At 38.6% G+C, this 16,207-nt stretch carries 17 protein-coding genes; 4 read left to right on the top strand and 13 right to left on the bottom strand.

Annotated features, from left to right (window positions below; translation table 11 throughout):
- Positions 1-44: 44 nt before the first annotated feature.
- A complete protein-coding gene (locus tag L641_RS0113245) occupies positions 45-2,189 on the bottom strand; it encodes a winged helix family transcriptional regulator (RefSeq protein WP_024602148.1) in 2,145 nt (714 codons plus the stop codon).
- Positions 2,190-2,473: 284 nt separating this feature from the next.
- On the opposite strand from L641_RS0113245, the gene L641_RS0113240 reads away from it, so the two are divergent.
- Together L641_RS0113240 and L641_RS0113235 are read left to right on the top strand one after the other, a co-directional pair.
- The gene (locus tag L641_RS0113240) at positions 2,474-2,824 is read left to right on the top strand and encodes a hypothetical protein (protein WP_013463912.1); all 351 of its coding nucleotides are present in this window, start codon (positions 2,474-2,476) and stop codon (positions 2,822-2,824) included.
- A 27-nt stretch (positions 2,825-2,851) separates the two neighbouring features.
- Positions 2,852-3,772 carry a TraB/GumN family protein gene (locus tag L641_RS0113235; RefSeq protein WP_013463911.1) on the top strand — a complete coding sequence of 307 codons (921 nt, stop codon included), beginning with the start codon at positions 2,852-2,854 and terminating at the stop codon, positions 3,770-3,772.
- Positions 3,773-3,894: 122 nt separating this feature from the next.
- On the opposite strand, the gene trpS is transcribed toward L641_RS0113235, so the two are convergent.
- Genes trpS through rpe form a run of 3 tightly spaced genes read right to left on the bottom strand, consistent with a single transcriptional unit; the run spans position 3,895 to position 6,281 of the window.
- Positions 3,895-4,899 carry a tryptophan--tRNA ligase gene (trpS, locus tag L641_RS0113230; protein WP_008115060.1) on the bottom strand — a complete coding sequence of 335 codons (1,005 nt, stop codon included), beginning with the start codon at positions 4,897-4,899 and terminating at the stop codon, positions 3,895-3,897.
- Positions 4,900-4,932: 33 nt separating this feature from the next.
- Positions 4,933-5,598 carry a phosphoglycolate phosphatase gene (locus L641_RS0113225; protein WP_008115059.1) on the bottom strand — a complete coding sequence of 222 codons (666 nt, stop codon included), beginning with the start codon at positions 5,596-5,598 and terminating at the stop codon, positions 4,933-4,935.
- A complete protein-coding gene (gene rpe, locus L641_RS0113220; RefSeq protein WP_013463910.1) occupies positions 5,598-6,281 on the bottom strand; it encodes a ribulose-phosphate 3-epimerase in 684 nt (227 codons plus the stop codon). Before rpe ends, L641_RS0113225 begins: the two co-directional genes overlap by 1 nt.
- A gap of 297 nt (positions 6,282-6,578) precedes the next feature.
- Between rpe and L641_RS0113215 the strand changes: the two genes are divergently transcribed.
- Positions 6,579-6,878, top strand: coding sequence for a hypothetical protein (locus tag L641_RS0113215; protein WP_008115055.1), 300 nt, complete (start codon positions 6,579-6,581; stop codon positions 6,876-6,878).
- Positions 6,879-6,882: 4 nt separating this feature from the next.
- Positions 6,883-7,068 (top strand): DUF2970 domain-containing protein, encoded by a 186-nt coding sequence (locus tag L641_RS0113210; protein ID WP_013463909.1) that lies wholly within the window; start codon positions 6,883-6,885, stop codon positions 7,066-7,068.
- Here L641_RS0113210 and L641_RS0113205 read toward each other — a convergent pair.
- The 9 genes from L641_RS0113205 to L641_RS0113165 form a co-directional block, all read right to left on the bottom strand.
- A complete protein-coding gene (locus L641_RS0113205; protein ID WP_008115051.1) occupies positions 7,031-7,882 on the bottom strand; it encodes a Dam family site-specific DNA-(adenine-N6)-methyltransferase in 852 nt (283 codons plus the stop codon). The genes L641_RS0113210 and L641_RS0113205 overlap by 38 nt on opposite strands.
- Positions 7,883-7,935: 53 nt before the next feature.
- Positions 7,936-9,252, bottom strand: a complete 1,317-nt coding sequence (locus tag L641_RS0113200) for an AAA family ATPase (protein ID WP_024602147.1) — start codon at positions 9,250-9,252, stop codon at positions 7,936-7,938.
- Positions 9,253-10,323 carry a 3-dehydroquinate synthase gene (gene aroB / locus L641_RS0113195; RefSeq protein ID WP_008115047.1) on the bottom strand — a complete coding sequence of 357 codons (1,071 nt, stop codon included), beginning with the start codon at positions 10,321-10,323 and terminating at the stop codon, positions 9,253-9,255.
- A gap of 29 nt (positions 10,324-10,352) precedes the next feature.
- Complete coding sequence (gene aroK / locus L641_RS0113190) at positions 10,353-10,871, bottom strand: shikimate kinase AroK (RefSeq protein ID WP_008466255.1); 519 nt, start codon at positions 10,869-10,871, stop codon at positions 10,353-10,355.
- 448 nt (positions 10,872-11,319) lie between these two features.
- Positions 11,320-13,410 carry a type IV pilus secretin PilQ family protein gene (locus tag L641_RS0113185; RefSeq protein ID WP_013463907.1) on the bottom strand — a complete coding sequence of 697 codons (2,091 nt, stop codon included), beginning with the start codon at positions 13,408-13,410 and terminating at the stop codon, positions 11,320-11,322.
- Positions 13,397-13,933 carry a pilus assembly protein PilP gene (locus tag L641_RS0113180; protein WP_008115036.1) on the bottom strand — a complete coding sequence of 179 codons (537 nt, stop codon included), beginning with the start codon at positions 13,931-13,933 and terminating at the stop codon, positions 13,397-13,399. The genes L641_RS0113185 and L641_RS0113180 overlap by 14 nt, the downstream gene beginning before the upstream one ends.
- The gene (locus L641_RS0113175) at positions 13,933-14,535 is read right to left on the bottom strand and encodes a type 4a pilus biogenesis protein PilO (protein ID WP_008115035.1); all 603 of its coding nucleotides are present in this window, start codon (positions 14,533-14,535) and stop codon (positions 13,933-13,935) included. The genes L641_RS0113180 and L641_RS0113175 overlap by 1 nt, the downstream gene beginning before the upstream one ends.
- Positions 14,525-15,097, bottom strand: a complete 573-nt coding sequence (locus tag L641_RS0113170) for a PilN domain-containing protein (protein ID WP_008115031.1) — start codon at positions 15,095-15,097, stop codon at positions 14,525-14,527. The genes L641_RS0113175 and L641_RS0113170 overlap by 11 nt, the downstream gene beginning before the upstream one ends.
- Complete coding sequence (locus tag L641_RS0113165; protein WP_013463905.1) at positions 15,085-16,164, bottom strand: pilus assembly protein PilM; 1,080 nt, start codon at positions 16,162-16,164, stop codon at positions 15,085-15,087. The genes L641_RS0113170 and L641_RS0113165 overlap by 13 nt, the downstream gene beginning before the upstream one ends.
- Positions 16,165-16,207: the final 43 nt, after the last annotated feature.

Genomic DNA, 16,207 nt, shown 5'->3' with positions numbered 1-16,207 from the left:
TAGTTTCTGCACGCGCGCTGGCTTTCTCGGCATAATGAATAGCGCTATTCGCTCCAACTAATTTGTACTATTTGCATATCTTTATACTTAGATCCCGTAAACAATATTTCATTGCTTTCGTTTACCTCAAAACCAATAGGTCGAAAGTCCACGTGTGTATCCTGTATGGTTTGATCTTGTAAATTTAGCCTAGCGATTCTAGAAATAGAATCTGAATAATAGAAATAGTTTTTGCTAATGCCATATGCAACTGACTTTTTGGCATTTTTAGGTAATTCCCAGCTTTGCCTATCTGAAAGGCGAATTAATTGATTATCATTGGTTACGTATCCGTTACCTTTACTATCTGAAATGAGTTTACTCGCTTTTATTCCTTCTATCACGCGTGTATCGCGGGTGAGTAAATTAAATTCTGCCAATATATTTTTTGAACCAAGTCGCTTAATATAAATAATGCTTTCGTTATTTTTTGACCAAATATAGCTTATTATTTTATGCTTATTAAATTCTTCTAACGGATAAAATCTTTGAGCGTTTACGTCATAAAGTGAATAGCTTTTATTTTTTATGAACATTATGCGCTGCTTATTGGAAGAAGCTCTGAGCATTCCTAATGCAAAAGTCGAAGGGGCATCATCATAATTAAAAAAGCTAAGTTGCTTTGTAAAACCATTTTGAGAGAGCCATAATTGACTGCTGCCAGAACGCTCAGATACGAAAACATGCGCAGGCCCTTCTTTATTAACTATTTCAATAATGTTGTAGTCGTCTTTATCACTTTTATAGAGCGTTTCATACTTAGGTGTATCGCCAAAAGGGTCTGTTGCTTTAATTAGCGAGTATGATTGGGTTTTATTCTCTGAATAAAAAAGACTATTGGCAGAGTGAACCGCTATATAATAAGGATTTATCTTTGGGGTTACTGTTAGCGTATGTTTAACAATGTTTTTTTCATCAAACATAATGGTTGAAAGCTCAGAACCTTCAAATACAATCACGCCTTTATCGTCAGCAAGCCAATCAAATGCAAAGCTAATCGTGCTTTTTTCTGCTTTAAATAACCGCTTGGTTTCATGGGTCTCAAAGTTATAACTAAATACAGAAAAAGGCTTACCCTTTTGACTAAGTATATATGCTATTTTATTACCAGAATGAGATAAACGCGGCATGATTACGCCATACATTACCCCTGGTGGTGGGATCACTATGAATTCTTTTTTAAGTTCTAAATCAAATTTATATAAACCTGAACCTTCATGCTCATTTTTATATTCGGTGTAATAAATATGTTCACCACTTTCGTCTACTTGCGCATAACCTGTATATCTAAGGTCACACTTTTTAATAGAGGTAGCCTCCCCAATAACAGGAAACTGGCTTAAATCAACAAGTACCATTTCGCACTTTTGCTGCTTTAAATTGGTAGCTTGTAATAGCACTGAGTGCTGGTTTAACTGCCATGATAAAATAGACACCTGAAAGCCTGGATAGGTAATTTCAATCTCTCGCTGATCTGAAAGACGCTTAACAAATGCATGCATTACGTCATTTTCAGGTTCTATATTAGTGTAAGCTAAAAACTGTTTATCAGAAGATACCTCGGGGTGAACCTCGCTGCCAATATTCCACGTGCTTGCTACCTTATTTACCGTGATCTGTTTAATCTTTTCGCTAGAAGGTGCATTAATAAAAAACAACCCAAACCATACTAAAAAGCATATAAAAATAATGACGACTAAAGAATAGATCAAAAACTTTTTACTATTCGTTCTTTGAACCGGTTGAGAAGTAGTTGCAGTCACTACCTCTTCATTTTTGGCAAAAACATCCGGTGAGTCAGGCAAAAAGTTTGCAGGCTCTTCAAAAACGCTTGCTTGCGTTAAGCGCTCTGGTATGACGGTTAGACTGTACCCTTTACGGTAATGCGTTTTCAAAAGCGGCGCTTTTTCAATGGGGTGAGCAAGCAGCTTTCTTAACTCTGAAATAGCACGATTAATCGCATTGTCGTCTACAAAGCTTTGCTGCCACACACTCTCTATTAGCGCTTGACGGGAAACGATTTGTTGAGGCTTATCTATAAAATACAGTAATAGCTTTACTAAAAGTGGGTCTAATTCCCTTTCCATGTTGTTTGAAGTAATCACACATCGATTACTAATAAATTGCCAAGGTCCGATTTGATAATTCATAGTGTTTACGTATTTTTATTTTTCACTAACCCTATCACAGGTACACTTTTTAATATAGTTAGGTGAATTAGAAACCTTATTTCTGCAGATAAGGTTTAAGGCTAACACTTTAATTTAAAACAATAAAAACAATAAAAATTCTTATAAATAAATCACTCACAACTAGATAAGCGACTCTCGGTAAATTCAGCGATATTCTTTAAAACGTCATCAACAAGCAGCTTACTGAACACGACTTTTAAATGTTAATTAAGCTGACTTTTAAACATAAAAAAGGTTTCATTATGAATAACGCAACTAAAAAAGTATTACCCGTAATTATATTAGCAACAGTATTTAGTACAGCCTCTGCAGTCGCTACAGAAAGCAAAAGCAACACGCTATTAGCTAATTCAGGGCAATGTGCAGCCGGTGAAATAGTCATCAATAGCAATCAAATAATTTATGCTACAAACACCGATTCACTCATTAAGCATGAAGTAAACACTGAAACATTATTTACTAGTATAGAGAATCAAATAACGGCCGACTTTGAATCTTCTATAAACAAGATGAACGCAAAAATTGATAGCAACCTTTCGAAAATAACGTCATCACTAACAACTTATATAAGCACTATTTTAACCAATCAATAATAAATAAAATTTCATTAAGGAAGTGTTATGAACGCATTTACTAAAAAAGTATTTTCAGCAACTGTATTATTGAGCAGCTGTTTATTAGCAACGACTGTGCAAGCACAAAGCTCAGTGTGGCAGGTAAGCAAAGGAAATGACTCATTATTTATTGGCGGCACAGTACACATTTTACCGAAATCAGAAATGCCTCTACCAGTGGAGTTTAACCACGCCTATAAACAAGCAGATACTATTGTATTAGAAGCACCAATACCTGATCCTAGCGATGCACAAGCACAAATGAAAATGTTGAGCGCACTATCCTATAAAAATAATGAAACATTGAGCCAAAAGCTAACTCCAGAGGTAAAGCTCGCATTAGAAAACAAGCTGGCTGAATTTGGTGCAAATCTGAATAAATTAGATAACTTTCGCCCAGCAATGGTTAGTATTGTGCTGATGTCGATGGAGTTGCAAAAACAAAATTTAATGGGTGAAGGCGTTGACGCTTACTTTACTAAAAAAGCGACATTAGATAATAAAGAACAACAATACTTAGAGACGATGGCATTTCAGTTAGAGTTATTTAAGACTATGGGTGAACATAACGAAAATGACTTTATCAAAAATAATTTAGCTGGGTTTGACAATTACGGTGTGATGTTTAAAAAATTACTCTCAGCTTGGCGTGAGGGTGATACACAATCGCTCTATACAGTAGCACTTGAACCGATGCAAAAAAATGATCCTGCAACTTATAAACAATTAATGACCGATAGAAACAATAACTGGCTAGTTAAACTAGAACAAATGTTTAAAAACGATAAAAGTGAATTTGTACTTGTGGGCGCAGGACACCTCGCCGGAGAAGATAGCTTACTGACATTACTTGAGAATAAAGGCTACCAAGTATCTTTAGTTGATATTAACAATACAACTTCCAAAACAACTGCTAAGGCCGATTGATGGATAAAACAGACAAGCAAGCAATGTCACTTCTATTTATATTTGGCTTTTTAATGTTAATCAGCGTGATATAAAAAATGCCGCTAAATTAGCGGCATTTTTGTATCTGCAAATAAACGCGCTTATGGGCGTGGAATAAACCCAACCGCATCATAAACTGCTTTTAATGTAGTTTCTGCACGCGCGCTTGCTTTTTCAGCCCCTGTTCTCATGATGTCATTAAGAAGTGTTTGATCTTCACGAATTTCTTTAAAACGTGTTTGAATTGGCTCAATCATGCTGACAACAGCTGCTGCGGTGTCTTTTTTCAAATGGCCATACATTTTGTCTTCGTATTCAGGGACTAACTCTTCAATTGAGCGCTTAGTTGCCACACTTAGTAGCGTAAGTAAATTAGATACACCTGGCTTTTCTTTGCGATCAAAGTAAATACGCGCTTGCTCGTCAGAATCGGTAACTGCTTTTTTAAGCTTTTTCTCAATCTTTTTCGGCTCGTCTAACATCATAATAAAGCCATTTGGATTTTCATCTGACTTAGACATTTTCTTCAGTGGATCTTGCAGGCTCATGACTCGCGCACCAAATTCTGGAATATACGGTTCTGGCAGCGTAAAAATATCGCCGTAAACATTATTAAAGCGAGTTGCAATATCACGCGTTAGTTCAAGGTGCTGTTTTTGATCTTCACCTACAGGTACTTTGTCTGCTTGGTACAGTAAAATATCAGCCGCTTGCAAAGCCGGATAAGCAAATAACCCCACATTAATATTATTAGCATGCGTTGCCGACTTATCTTTAAACTGGGTCATGCGATTAAGCTCACCCATTTGCGCATAACAGTTTAATACCCAGCCAAGTTGCGCATGCTCAGGTACCTGAGATTGTACAAATAACGCCGCTTTTTCTGGGTTAATACCGCATGCCGTATATAACGCAACGCCATCGAGTACACGAGCACGCAATAATTCAGGGTCTTGGCGTACGGTAATTGCATGCAAGTCTGCAAGCATAAAGTAGCTATCATATTCTTCCTGTAGCTTAACCCACTGGTTAATAGCGCCAACATAGTTGCCTATTGTCATACCACCGGTTGGCTGCATGCCACTTAATACTACTGGTTTACTCATGATTTTCCTTTATTTTTACTTAATTAAAAATGCTTAACGCTGTGTTAGTGTCGGTATTATAGCTAAGAAGTTATCGCATAGGTACTGCGGATTATAATCCGCTAACTGCTCTCCCTGATGATACCCATAAGTAAGCGCTATCACGTCAATGTTTGCGGCTTGCGCTGCGAGTATGTCACTCTTTGAATCACCAATCATAATCGCTTTATCAGGCGTTATATTTAATGCATCGCAAGCAAATAATAGCGGCTCAGGTGACGGTTTTTTTGCCATGTCGTCACCGCAAACAATCACTTCAAAATGACTGCGAATAGCGAGCTTATCTAAAAGCATTTCAGTAAAGCGGCGTGCTTTATTAGTAATAAGTGCTTTAGGCATACCACTGAGAGCAGCAAGACCAGTTTCAACATGCTGATATAACACACTGTATTCACCGACCTGCTCACTGTAATGTTGATAAAACAGATTGATAGCTCGTTCGCTTAAAGCCTCATCGAGATGCTCACTAATTTGCATATCGCCGCAAAGGGCTCGTTTCACTAACACCTCAATGCCATTACCTACCCAACTTTCAACTAATCGCTGACTGACAATTGGAAACGCTAAATCGCTAAGTGTTAAATTTAAAGCCATATACAAGTCGTACACGCTATCAACTAGGGTGCCGTCTAAGTCAAAAAACGCTGCATCATATTTCATTATTTAACACTTTCTAATTGCTGACGCATCTCATCAATCACTGTTTTATAATCAGCCTGATTAAAAATAGCTGAGCCTGCAACAAACATATCGGCACCCGCTTCAGCCGCCGCGGCTATGTTATCTACTTTAATACCACCATCTACTTCTAAACGAATATCACGTCCAGATTCAACAATGCGTTGTTTTGCCTCTCGCAGTTTCTCGAGTGTTTGTGGAATAAAACTTTGCCCACCAAACCCAGGATTTACTGACATTAATAAGATCACATCTACTTTATCCATTACGTGATCGAGGTAACTTAAACTCGTTGCAGGGTTGAACACTAAGCCTGCTTGGCAACCTTCATCTTTTATCAATTGCAAAGTACGGTCAATATGCTCGCTCGCCTCTGGATGGAAGGTAATAATTGATGCACCCGCCTCGGCAAATTGTGGGATTAAACTATCTACCGGTTTTACCATTAAATGCACATCAATCGGGGCTTTAATCCCGTAGTCGCGAAGTGCTTTACATACCATTGGGCCAATCGTTAAGTTAGGTACATAATGGTTATCCATTACATCAAAATGAACGACATCAGCACCTGCGGCTAACACTTTGTCGACATCTTCGCCTAATCGTGCAAAGTCTGCAGATAATATTGAGGGCGCTATTAAGTATTTTTGTTTACAGTTGAGCATCGCTAATCCGTTAATGAATAATTTATGCCGTTAATGTAACTTAATTAGCGAAGTTACCCAAGTAGCACCTTTAAAAATAGCGTCAAATAAGTAATGTTAAAGCCTTATTGTGGCTATTCATGAAAAAGAATAACCTGCTGAGGATGTAGGCTTCATAATTAAAAAAAGAATCAGTTTTTAAGCGGGGGCCACTCAGTATTTAAAACACAATACAAATAAACAATAACAAAAATAAAGTGTATTATTTAAGCAGTTTTTGTTATGCTGGGCAAAGAACTAAATTATTAGGTTTATATTATGCGTGCTTTTAAAATTGGATTATTAATCACGTCGGTAAGTGTTATTATTGGAGCAACATCGCTTTGCTCAAATACTGAGCAAGATTTAGGCTCAGCCAACATTTGTCTTCATAAAGAGCAAACCAACGCTATTAATAATAGCGCAACCCGTTGCATTCAAATTGAAGAGGATTCGTCTTGGGCCTCTTGGTTAACAGGTGATAGCCGTAGCGCTCAGTTTCATTACTTAGACTTGCTAGAGTTGTTAACGGGTACTGATGACAAACACAAGCCCTCTTCAATCAAGCCATTATTTTAATTAAATGCAGCACTTTTTTAGCGCGTTACAAAGCGTACTGGCTGCATTTTTTGGTGTTCAATCTGAAGATAAGCGCAAAACAGACTTTAAGCACCACTCTCCAATTACGCTAATAGCTATTGCCGTAGTACTGTTTGTATTATTTGTACTGGCTATTTATGCAACCGTGACTTCGGTGCTAAATACATAGCCATTAGCTCATCCACTTTATTTCGTGAACCGCCCTTTGGACTAATCGTACGTTTAACCTGAATTTTATCCAGTGATGCTTGACTGTAAATTTTGCGTGTCCACACGGTATCGTGGTTTGAAATAAGGACTGGCGTGTTATTCTCAAATGCCGCTTGCTCAGCCAAGTTAGCTAAATTAGCCTGATCATCTAAGTTAAATCCGCCTTTAGCGTAAGAGGTAAACGATGCGGTTTTACTTAATGGCACATAGGGCGGATCGCAGTATATCACCGCATTTTTAGGGACCAGTTTAAATACATCATCGTAGCCTAAGCAGGTAAATGTTGCTTTTTGTGCTTTGTTGGCAAAAAAGTACATTTCTTTTTCAGGAAAATAAGGCTTTTTATATTTACCAAAAGGCACATTAAAAATGCCCTTTAAGTTATAGCGACATAATCCGTTATAACCATGGCGGTTCATATATAAAAATAAAATAGCTCGCTCATACACATCGCTGCTTTGGTTAAACTGCACACGATAATCGTAATACGCATCTGGATGGTTATTTAAATCAACAAATAGTTTTTTTGCATCGCTAATAAACTCATCCGGCGAACGTTTAAGCTCTTTATATAAATTGATTAAATCAGCATTTATATCGTTAAGTACGTAGTGTTTAAAATTACTATTTAAAAACACTGAGCCCGCACCAACAAAAGGTTCAACCAAGGTATCTGCATGTTTACTTGCTTGATTTAGTCGCGCGTTAATATCTTCAACGAGGCTGTATTTTCCGCCAGCCCATTTAAGGAAGGCTCTACTCTTTTGCTGCATTGGCTCTTTACTTCAATTCGGTGTTGCGCGATTTTACACTAAAGTCACTGAGTTTACTGATCAACTCGTGCAATTTCTTGTTTTATTTTGCTAATTTTTTTATAGAAAGGTTTATTTTTTCTTACTCCAGCGGGGAGTGCTTGCAGTGCTTGTTTTGCCTCATTTAAGTTAGCAAAACTGCCTGTTGTTACCACCCACCATATTTTACCATTTCGCTTAGTTTGATATGTATTGGTAATACTTTCTAGCTTATGTTCAGCAATAAACTCATTGCCTACCTGCTGCTGAGTTACGGCTAATAGCTGAATAACAAAATTATCTTCAGGTTGTTCTAGGTACCAGTTACTGGGTATTTTTACTATTTGGCTTTGCTGCTTTACCACCTCAGGTACGCTAATGGCTTCTTCAACCGGCGGCGGTGCTGGCTTTTCTTGTTCAGTTAAAGTCGATGGCTCCGTTAAACTTCCTACAATTGCTGGCACGTCATTGTGGGCACTCTCATCTGTAGTTGGCTCTTTAGTTATAGGCTGTGGCGAAGTAAACAGGGTTGATGATTTAACCGGTTGTTGTTTATTTTGAATAGCTTGCTCGGTTGTAATAGCGGTTGTGAGGACTTGCTCATCGCTTTGACTATTAGCATTTTTCCACCATTGGGTCATATCAGCTTTGTATACGACGCCAATAATCAATAACATAATTATGAGTAATAGTGTGAGCAACTGTAAGCGCCAAGATACTTTGTCTTTTACGATAATATCAGCAACTTGTTCGCTAGGCTGCCAGGCTAATAAAAGACTTGGGTTACCTTGGGCTTCAACTAAAAAGGTTTTAAATACAGGGTCTTCATCATAAGGTAGCGCCGTGAAGTACCATCCCATTAGCTGCTTACTTTCAACCAAGTTTAATGGCTCTAAATGAATATTAACTACCTCTTTAAACGGCAATTTAGATTGCGATGCAATCATAATGTAAAGCACATTGGGCGCACTTTTTGATAACAGCTCGAGCTCTGCAATTAGTTCTTCAGATAGGTGCCTGCCGCCATCGATAACCCATAAACACGCGCCGCATTGTTGTTGCTTCGCTAATTGATAATAGTTTTGTGATAAGCTCAGGTTGTGATCAATTAAAGGGGCATTAAAGCTTTGCTCTAATAATTGAGTCATCAATTGCACATCAGTCATTTGAGCGCCAACTTGCACAAACGCTTTATTAAAATCGTTATATTTATCAGTGATGAAGGTTTCAAGCAAATAGCTTTTACCTAAACCAGAAGTGCCCAACAAAACAATTAGGTTTTGACCATATTCAAATTGCAATGCGATTCTATCCACCAAAGCCGCACGGCTCGGTAAAATTTGTGACTGCATTTATTGCTCGATCAATGCTCTGACTTGATCATCAGACACATCATCAACTAATGCACATTGACCAAATTCGGTGGGTAAAATGAATCGGATAGTCCCTTTTTTATTCTTTTTATCTTTTCGCATATGCAGTAAAAAGTGCTCACTGGTCATATCGCTAGGTATCTCGATTGGTAAGCTATATTGCGCTATTAATGCAGCAATACGCTCTACATCTTCTCGTGTTAAATCTTGGCGAGTATAAGCAAGCTTTGCAGCAAGCACCATACCTGTTGCGACTGCTTCTCCATGTAACCAAACACCGTAACCCATTTGTGCTTCAATAGCATGCGCAAACGTGTGCCCTAAATTTAACAACGCACGAAGACCCTGCTCTTTTTCATCTTGTGCAACAATGAGCGCTTTAATTTCACAGCATCTGAAGATGATGTGCTGTAAACACGTCTCGTCTAATTGTTGTAATTTAGCGATGTTATGCTCTAGATAAGCAAACAGTTCAGTATCGTAAATCAAGCCATACTTAATAACTTCAGCCATGCCTGCAGCAAACTCGCGTGTTGGTAAGGTATGCAACGAACGTGTGTCAATAAATACAGCTTGGGGTTGATAAAAAGCCCCAATCATATTTTTACCTAGCGGGTGATTAACCGCTGTTTTGCCGCCAACTGAAGAATCAACTTGAGATAATAAAGTGGTTGGTATTTGGATAAAAGGGACGCCACGCTGATAACAAGCAGCAACAAATCCAGTTAAATCACCTACAACGCCACCACCTAATGCAATTAAGCAGGTGTCACGGCCGCAATTATTCTCAAGTAGGAATGCCGAAATTTTTTCAAACCAAGTGAGTGATTTATATTGCTCACCATCTGGAATAATAAAATGCAGTGGGTTTAGCTGTGCTAATGAATCAAGCAACTGTTGAAGGTACAGCGGTGCAATCGTTTCATTAGTAATGATGATAGGCCGACAATCACCAATGTGATGGATTAGACGGCCTGTATCTTGAAGTGCAGATTGGCCAATATAAATAGGATAACTTCGCTCGTCTAAATTAACAGTTAATTCAAGCATGCTGGGTTAGTCCTTTTTAATACTGGCTTTTAAAAATCCAATTTCTCGATGATTTGGTTAGCAACAACTTTCGCGCTCTGCTCATCAGTGCGTACAACAAAATCAGCTACTTCTTTATATAATGGTTCACGCTCTTCTGCTAAGCGCTCAAGTACATCACGAGGTGCTTCTTCTGTTTGCAGTAATGGGCGACGCTTGTCGCGTTGCGTACGTGCAACTTGCTTTTCAATCGGTGTCTCTAAGTATACAACAATACCGCGAGCCGAAAGCTTGTTTCGAACTTCTTTACTCATTACTGAGCCACCACCGGTTGCAAGTACAATACCTTGCATTTCGGTTAAGTCACCAATAACAGATTCTTCACGAAGTCTAAAGCCTTCTTCACCTTCAAGATCGAATACCCAGGCAATATCTGCGCCCGTGCGACGTTCGATTTCTTGATCAGAATCAACAAATTCAAGGTGTAATTGGTCAGCGATGTGACGACCAATCGTGCTTTTGCCAGCCCCCATGGGGCCAACTAGAAATATATTACGTTTCTCAGCCATATCTTTTAGTACAAACGAACTCTAAAATTTGAAATAAAACCCCGCCTAACGACCTGGCCCCAAAATTAAGAAAGGGATTATCTCAGTAATCGGTCGGGTATTTCAAGTCAATTAGGATAAAAAGCCATATAACGAGCAATTAAACTAAATAATTACCCACTGGTTAACAAAAAAGCACCTTATTATAGGCAAGTTTATCTTCTAGGGTTAAAATTTATGCAATTAAGGTTACTACATTGTTGCTTCATGAAAGCTTTTGCATGGTAACTTTACAAGAGCCTGAATTACACACAACATAAACGCAGCCTTAAATACATCCGCAGTACAGTACATGATCAAAATTATATACTGTCTTATTGTACATTTATAGGGAGTGTTCACACCACGATAACTAAATTACATACCCATACTATCTAGGCTGGTATTCAACCTAGATAAGCTTAAATATTTAGTCTATTTGGATTTTAGGTGTGACAAAAATCAGCAGTTCGCGCTTTTCATTGAACTCGCTTGTGCTTTTAAATAGTCTTCCTACGTAAGGAAGGTCGCCCAATAAAGGTACTTTTTTGGTCGAATTAATAATTTGCTGTTGGAAAATACCACCCAACACTACCGTTTGTCCATTCTCAACGAGTACTTGAGTCTCAATTTGTTGCGTATCGATGGCAACCGCTGGGCCTGTACCTGTTTGAACCGTATCCCCTCGGGTATCTTGAGTAATGATTAAATTTAAAATAACTTTGTTATCGGGTGTGATATGAGGTGTCACCTCTAGGCTTAGTACCGCCTTTTTAAAACTTACGGTTGTTGCACCACTTGAAGCTGACTCCACATACGGGATCTCAGTACCTTGTTCAATACGCGCTTTTTGCTGATTAGCAGCAGTAATGCGTGGGCTTGCAATGATTTCACCTTTGTTTTCTTCTTCAAGGGCGGTTAATTCTAAATCAATTAATGTTCCGTTAGCCAATTTAGCAATGTGCATACCTATACTTGCCGATGGATTCGCCACAGGTAAATTAACGTTAAGTCGATCAGAAAGGCTAGGAATATTACCATTAGAAATCGTTTCAGCTCCTTCTAATGTGCCAGAAACACCGTCTGAGCCTTGCTGATCACTAAACCCCCAACGAACCCCCAAGTCTTCAGTTACGTTGTCACGTACGGTTACCATACGCGCTTCAATAACCACTTGTTTAACCGGTATATCTAAAGTTTCGACCATACGACGAACACTTTCAATACTTTTTGCAGTGTCTTTCATTAATAACGTATTAGTACGTTGATCAACAGACACGCTCCCTCTGGCTGTAATAATACTGTTGGTATCTGTTTTTAATAAGTCGGCAAAATCTTCTGCTTTTGCATAATTTAAGCGGATGTATTCACTGTAAAGTGGCTCTAAATCCTCAACTTGCTGTTTAGCTTTTAACTCTTTTGCTTCACGGGCAGCCAGCTCTTCAGATGGTGCAACCATTAAAATAGAACCGTCCATGCGTTTGTCTAAGCCTTTTATTCTAAGCACGACATCTAACGCCTGATCCCACGGAACCCCATCAAGGCGAAGAGTAATATTGCCTGTCACTGAGTCGCTTGTTACCAAGTTAAAATCATTGTAACCGGCAATAATCTGTAATACAGCACGAACAGAGATATCTTGAAAATTAAGCGTCATAGGACGACCCAAGTACTCTTTACCACCATCTAAGTAGGCATTTTGCGTTTCATCTTTCTCAACCGTTAAGGTAAAAATATTCTCAATTTGCTGATAGGTATAGGCAAAAGCAGTGTTTGGTTCAATCACTAAACGTGTAAGGTTATCTTCTTTAAACGTTTCAATACTGCTCACCACAGTGCCAAAATCGAGTACATCTAATTCATACAATAAATCATCTAAAATATCGGTATGATGAAACTCGGCAATGATTTTTCCACCGCTTTCATGAACCTCTACAGCTGCCTGAGTATCTTGTAGATAAACAAGTACTTTCGCCTCACCTTTTTCTCCACGTCGAAAGTCAATTGCTTGAATACCGTTAATATAATTAGACGTGTAAGCAGGCTTATCTTCGCTGGTTGTTAAAATTTGCTCTGTGAGTGGGTTATCAGAAATTCTAATAGAAACTAAATTATTGTTTACTTCAGTCTCATAAATTTTTAATCGGTCCAAGTTAATGGTCACTTTTAAACCCGCACTGGTCATCATACTCGTGATGTTACTGATACCAGCTTGGTTGATAGCGATATTCGTCAACCCTTCATCTAATTCTACCCCATCGAATAGTAGCTCTATTCTTGCAGGGCTATTAAAAACTTGTACTGCTGGTTGCTGCTGCAACTCTTCATCAAAAACTAGCTGTAATTCGGTTTCACCTTTAAGCAATGGATTATATCGAACGTCATAGAGTAAAGGGGCTGCACTGACGGCTTTTGTCATTAGTAGTAAAAAAACAAACAATAAAGCAGATAAAATACGATGATGCGAACACTCACCTTTGTGCATATAGGGTATACCTTTTTTCTTATTAATTTGCGCCATTGGTTGCCGCCTCTAACATTTCTAATTTGGTCAAACGTTCTTTCCAACAACCTGACCCATCAGGGATTAATTCTACTAATTCAATATAGTCACTATTAACACTGCTTACTTTTCCGTCATAGGTGCCTAAATAGCTTCCTATTGTTACTCGGTGCAAGGTGTCATCAGCAGCTGTAATGAGCGCCCATGTTTTGCCGTTCGATCCTATTGTGCCCCTCATTGCTAAATTATCTAATGGGTACTTCTCCAGTGGCTGACGAACACGCTCTGGATCTGGGTGAAGACAGTTTTTAACTTGTGTTAGCTTGTTTTGAATAATTTCTGGTTCTGGCGCTACAAAAGGGCTACGTAAGTCTTTGGCGTTATACTCAAAGTGCTCAAACTTAACTAGCTCAGGTATTTTTTCAATACGTGCCGTGGTATTTGCCTTAACCTGATCAATAAATTCTTTTTGCTCCGATGTATCCTCGTTACAGCCACTGAGCAAAAACATCGCAGTGGTTAAAAAGAGAAGCTGCTTCATCATCTCACCCCCTCTTCATAACGGTAAGTTTTTGCTACTACACTGAATGTTAGCTGCTTTTCGCCAGATGATAAAATAGAAAAGTCATGTAAACTGACAATTCTTGGTAGTTGAGCCACTTTCCCTACAAATTCGCCAAACTCATGATAAGTACCTACCACTTCAATTTTAATTGGCAACTCGGTATAAAACTCTTTTTCAACTTCTGGCAACCAACCAATTTTTAAAAATGTTAACCCGCTGGTTGTACCCACATAAGAAAGGTCGTCCAATAATCCTGGCGTCTCATTTGAAGTAGGTAGGCGTTTTAATAATTGAGAGAATTTATCTTCCATCTCAACCATTTGCTCACGATAAATATCAAGCTTACTGGCAACTGCATATTTAGTTCGGTAGGTTGTGCGTAACTCAATTTCCTTAGCAACGGCATTGTGGTAGCTGTCTATTTCATCCGACACTAATAAGCTGTAGCTAAAAAACAACACCAAACAAGCTACAAAAGTTCCGCATATTGCTTTTACAATAACGGGCCACTCACCGATGTTATCGAGCTCGATTTCATTCCAATCGATTTCTGTAAACGATTTAAAATCAAGGTTCATTACGTACCTCACCTATTTTGCCAAATGGTTTTACGTAAAACTCCATATTAAAATCGCTGAGTAAACGTGAAGATTGATCGCCGGCAACAATACCTTGCATAGTCGGGCGCTCTAATAAGTAAGAGCTTTGTACCTGTCTGAGCATAGTAGATAAACGATTATTAGACTCACTTTTGCCTAACACATGAATTTGATTACCTTTGCGCTCCAGCTTGGTTAAATAAACCCCTGCAGGCACTATTTTTGCCACTTCATCCATTATTTGGGTGCCTAAATTACGGCTACTTTGTAACTCTTCAATTAAACGCATACGTTGTTGTAAGTTTTCTTTTTTCTTGTCTAGATCACGTATGTCGCGAATTTTATTGTCGAGCGTTGTAATTTCTGAACTAAGATAATTATTTTTTAACGTTTGCCCTTCTTTTAGAGCACCATAAAACACACTCAGCATATACATACCAGCAAAACAGACGATAACCACAGCCATAAGAAGTGTTATAAATTTCTTTTTAGACTGCTCACGCTGTAGCTCACGCCAAGGTAATAAATTTATATGTGGCATGATGAAAAGCTCCTCAACGCCAGGCCAGTCGCAATTGCAAATTGAGTGCGGTGGCGCTGTATTATATTACGATCAACTCTAGGGGATATTTCCATCTTATCAAATGGTTCAACAACAACTGTGTGTATTCCTAATTCTTCAATCAGCAATCTATCAATGCCTTTAATCATCGCTGAGCCGCCCGTCAATACAATATAGTCCAATTGTTCTTTACCTGTGGTGGTTAAAAACATTTGAACAGCACGACGAACCTGCTGGAGTAACGATGTTTGAAAAGGTGCTAACACTTCAAATGTATAGTTTGGAGGTAAATCACCGGTTGTTTTGCCAATTTCAGCTTCATCAAAGCCTTTGTTGTAGTAAGCAACGATACTATTTGTGTATTGGTCGCCACCAAATACTTGGTCACGGGTATAAATTGTCTCACCAGATTGCACTACACTCACCAAGGTGAGTACAGCACCAATATCAACCACTGCAACCGTTTTGTCATATGCATCTGATGGTAACTGTTGGTAGTAAACATCCATAGCGCGACTTAGCGCATAGCTTTCAACGTCCACTACTTTTGCGGTTAAATTCGCAGCACTTAACGCACCGACTCTGGCTTCAACGCTTTCGGTTCTAGCGGCAGAGAGCAGTACATTTATTTTGCTCGGGTCAGCACTATTTGTAGAGAGCTTTTCAAAATCAAGACTCACTTCATCTAGTGGGTAAGGAATTAAGCTGTCGGCTTCAATTTCAATCTGCGACTCTAATTCAGCGTCGCTTAAGGAAACATCCATGAAAATAACTTTGGTAATCACTGTTTGCCCAGAGACGGCAACAGACGCGAATTTTAGCGACTTTGGTAGCTTTCGTTTTAACTTGATTATCACATTACCAATTGCTTCAATATCTTGAATATTACGCTCACTCATAGCGCCTTTTGGCATAGGTTCAATTGCAAGTGCTTCTAGTCGAAGCCCAGTTTCTGTTTCACTTAAAAGTACGGCCTTGATAGAGTGCGATCCAATATCAATACCTACCATCATTGGTGATGGTTTTTTTATTAGTTGACTTAGCATGTTTGCAACTTTGCCTTTGTTTTAATAATAAACAAGTTATAAT

This window comes from Pseudoalteromonas sp. TB41 (genome assembly GCF_000497975.1).
GTDB classification, from domain to species: domain Bacteria; phylum Pseudomonadota; class Gammaproteobacteria; order Enterobacterales; family Alteromonadaceae; genus Pseudoalteromonas; species Pseudoalteromonas tetraodonis.
The sequence above is the reverse complement of the archived record's forward strand: the minus strand, read 5'-3'. Positions and strand labels throughout refer to the sequence as shown.

Coding starts and splice junctions, on each gene's coding strand:
- L641_RS0113245 (WP_024602148.1), bottom strand. CDS start 2,189: ATGAATTATCAAATCGGACCTTGGCAATTTATTAGTAATCGATGTGTG.
- L641_RS0113240 (WP_013463912.1), top strand. CDS start 2,474: ATGAATAACGCAACTAAAAAAGTATTACCCGTAATTATATTAGCAACA.
- L641_RS0113235 (WP_013463911.1), top strand. CDS start 2,852: ATGAACGCATTTACTAAAAAAGTATTTTCAGCAACTGTATTATTGAGC.
- trpS (WP_008115060.1), bottom strand. CDS start 4,899: ATGAGTAAACCAGTAGTATTAAGTGGCATGCAGCCAACCGGTGGTATG.
- L641_RS0113225 (WP_008115059.1), bottom strand. CDS start 5,598: ATGAAATATGATGCAGCGTTTTTTGACTTAGACGGCACCCTAGTTGAT.
- rpe (WP_013463910.1), bottom strand. CDS start 6,281: ATGCTCAACTGTAAACAAAAATACTTAATAGCGCCCTCAATATTATCT.
- L641_RS0113215 (WP_008115055.1), top strand. CDS start 6,579: ATGCGTGCTTTTAAAATTGGATTATTAATCACGTCGGTAAGTGTTATT.
- L641_RS0113210 (WP_013463909.1), top strand. CDS start 6,883: ATGCAGCACTTTTTTAGCGCGTTACAAAGCGTACTGGCTGCATTTTTT.
- L641_RS0113205 (WP_008115051.1), bottom strand. CDS start 7,882: ATGCAGCAAAAGAGTAGAGCCTTCCTTAAATGGGCTGGCGGAAAATAC.
- L641_RS0113200 (WP_024602147.1), bottom strand. CDS start 9,252: ATGCAGTCACAAATTTTACCGAGCCGTGCGGCTTTGGTGGATAGAATC.
- aroB (WP_008115047.1), bottom strand. CDS start 10,323: ATGCTTGAATTAACTGTTAATTTAGACGAGCGAAGTTATCCTATTTAT.
- aroK (WP_008466255.1), bottom strand. CDS start 10,871: ATGGCTGAGAAACGTAATATATTTCTAGTTGGCCCCATGGGGGCTGGC.
- L641_RS0113185 (WP_013463907.1), bottom strand. CDS start 13,410: ATGGCGCAAATTAATAAGAAAAAAGGTATACCCTATATGCACAAAGGT.
- L641_RS0113180 (WP_008115036.1), bottom strand. CDS start 13,933: ATGAAGCAGCTTCTCTTTTTAACCACTGCGATGTTTTTGCTCAGTGGC.
- L641_RS0113175 (WP_008115035.1), bottom strand. CDS start 14,535: ATGAACCTTGATTTTAAATCGTTTACAGAAATCGATTGGAATGAAATC.
- L641_RS0113170 (WP_008115031.1), bottom strand. CDS start 15,097: ATGCCACATATAAATTTATTACCTTGGCGTGAGCTACAGCGTGAGCAG.
- L641_RS0113165 (WP_013463905.1), bottom strand. CDS start 16,164: ATGCTAAGTCAACTAATAAAAAAACCATCACCAATGATGGTAGGTATT.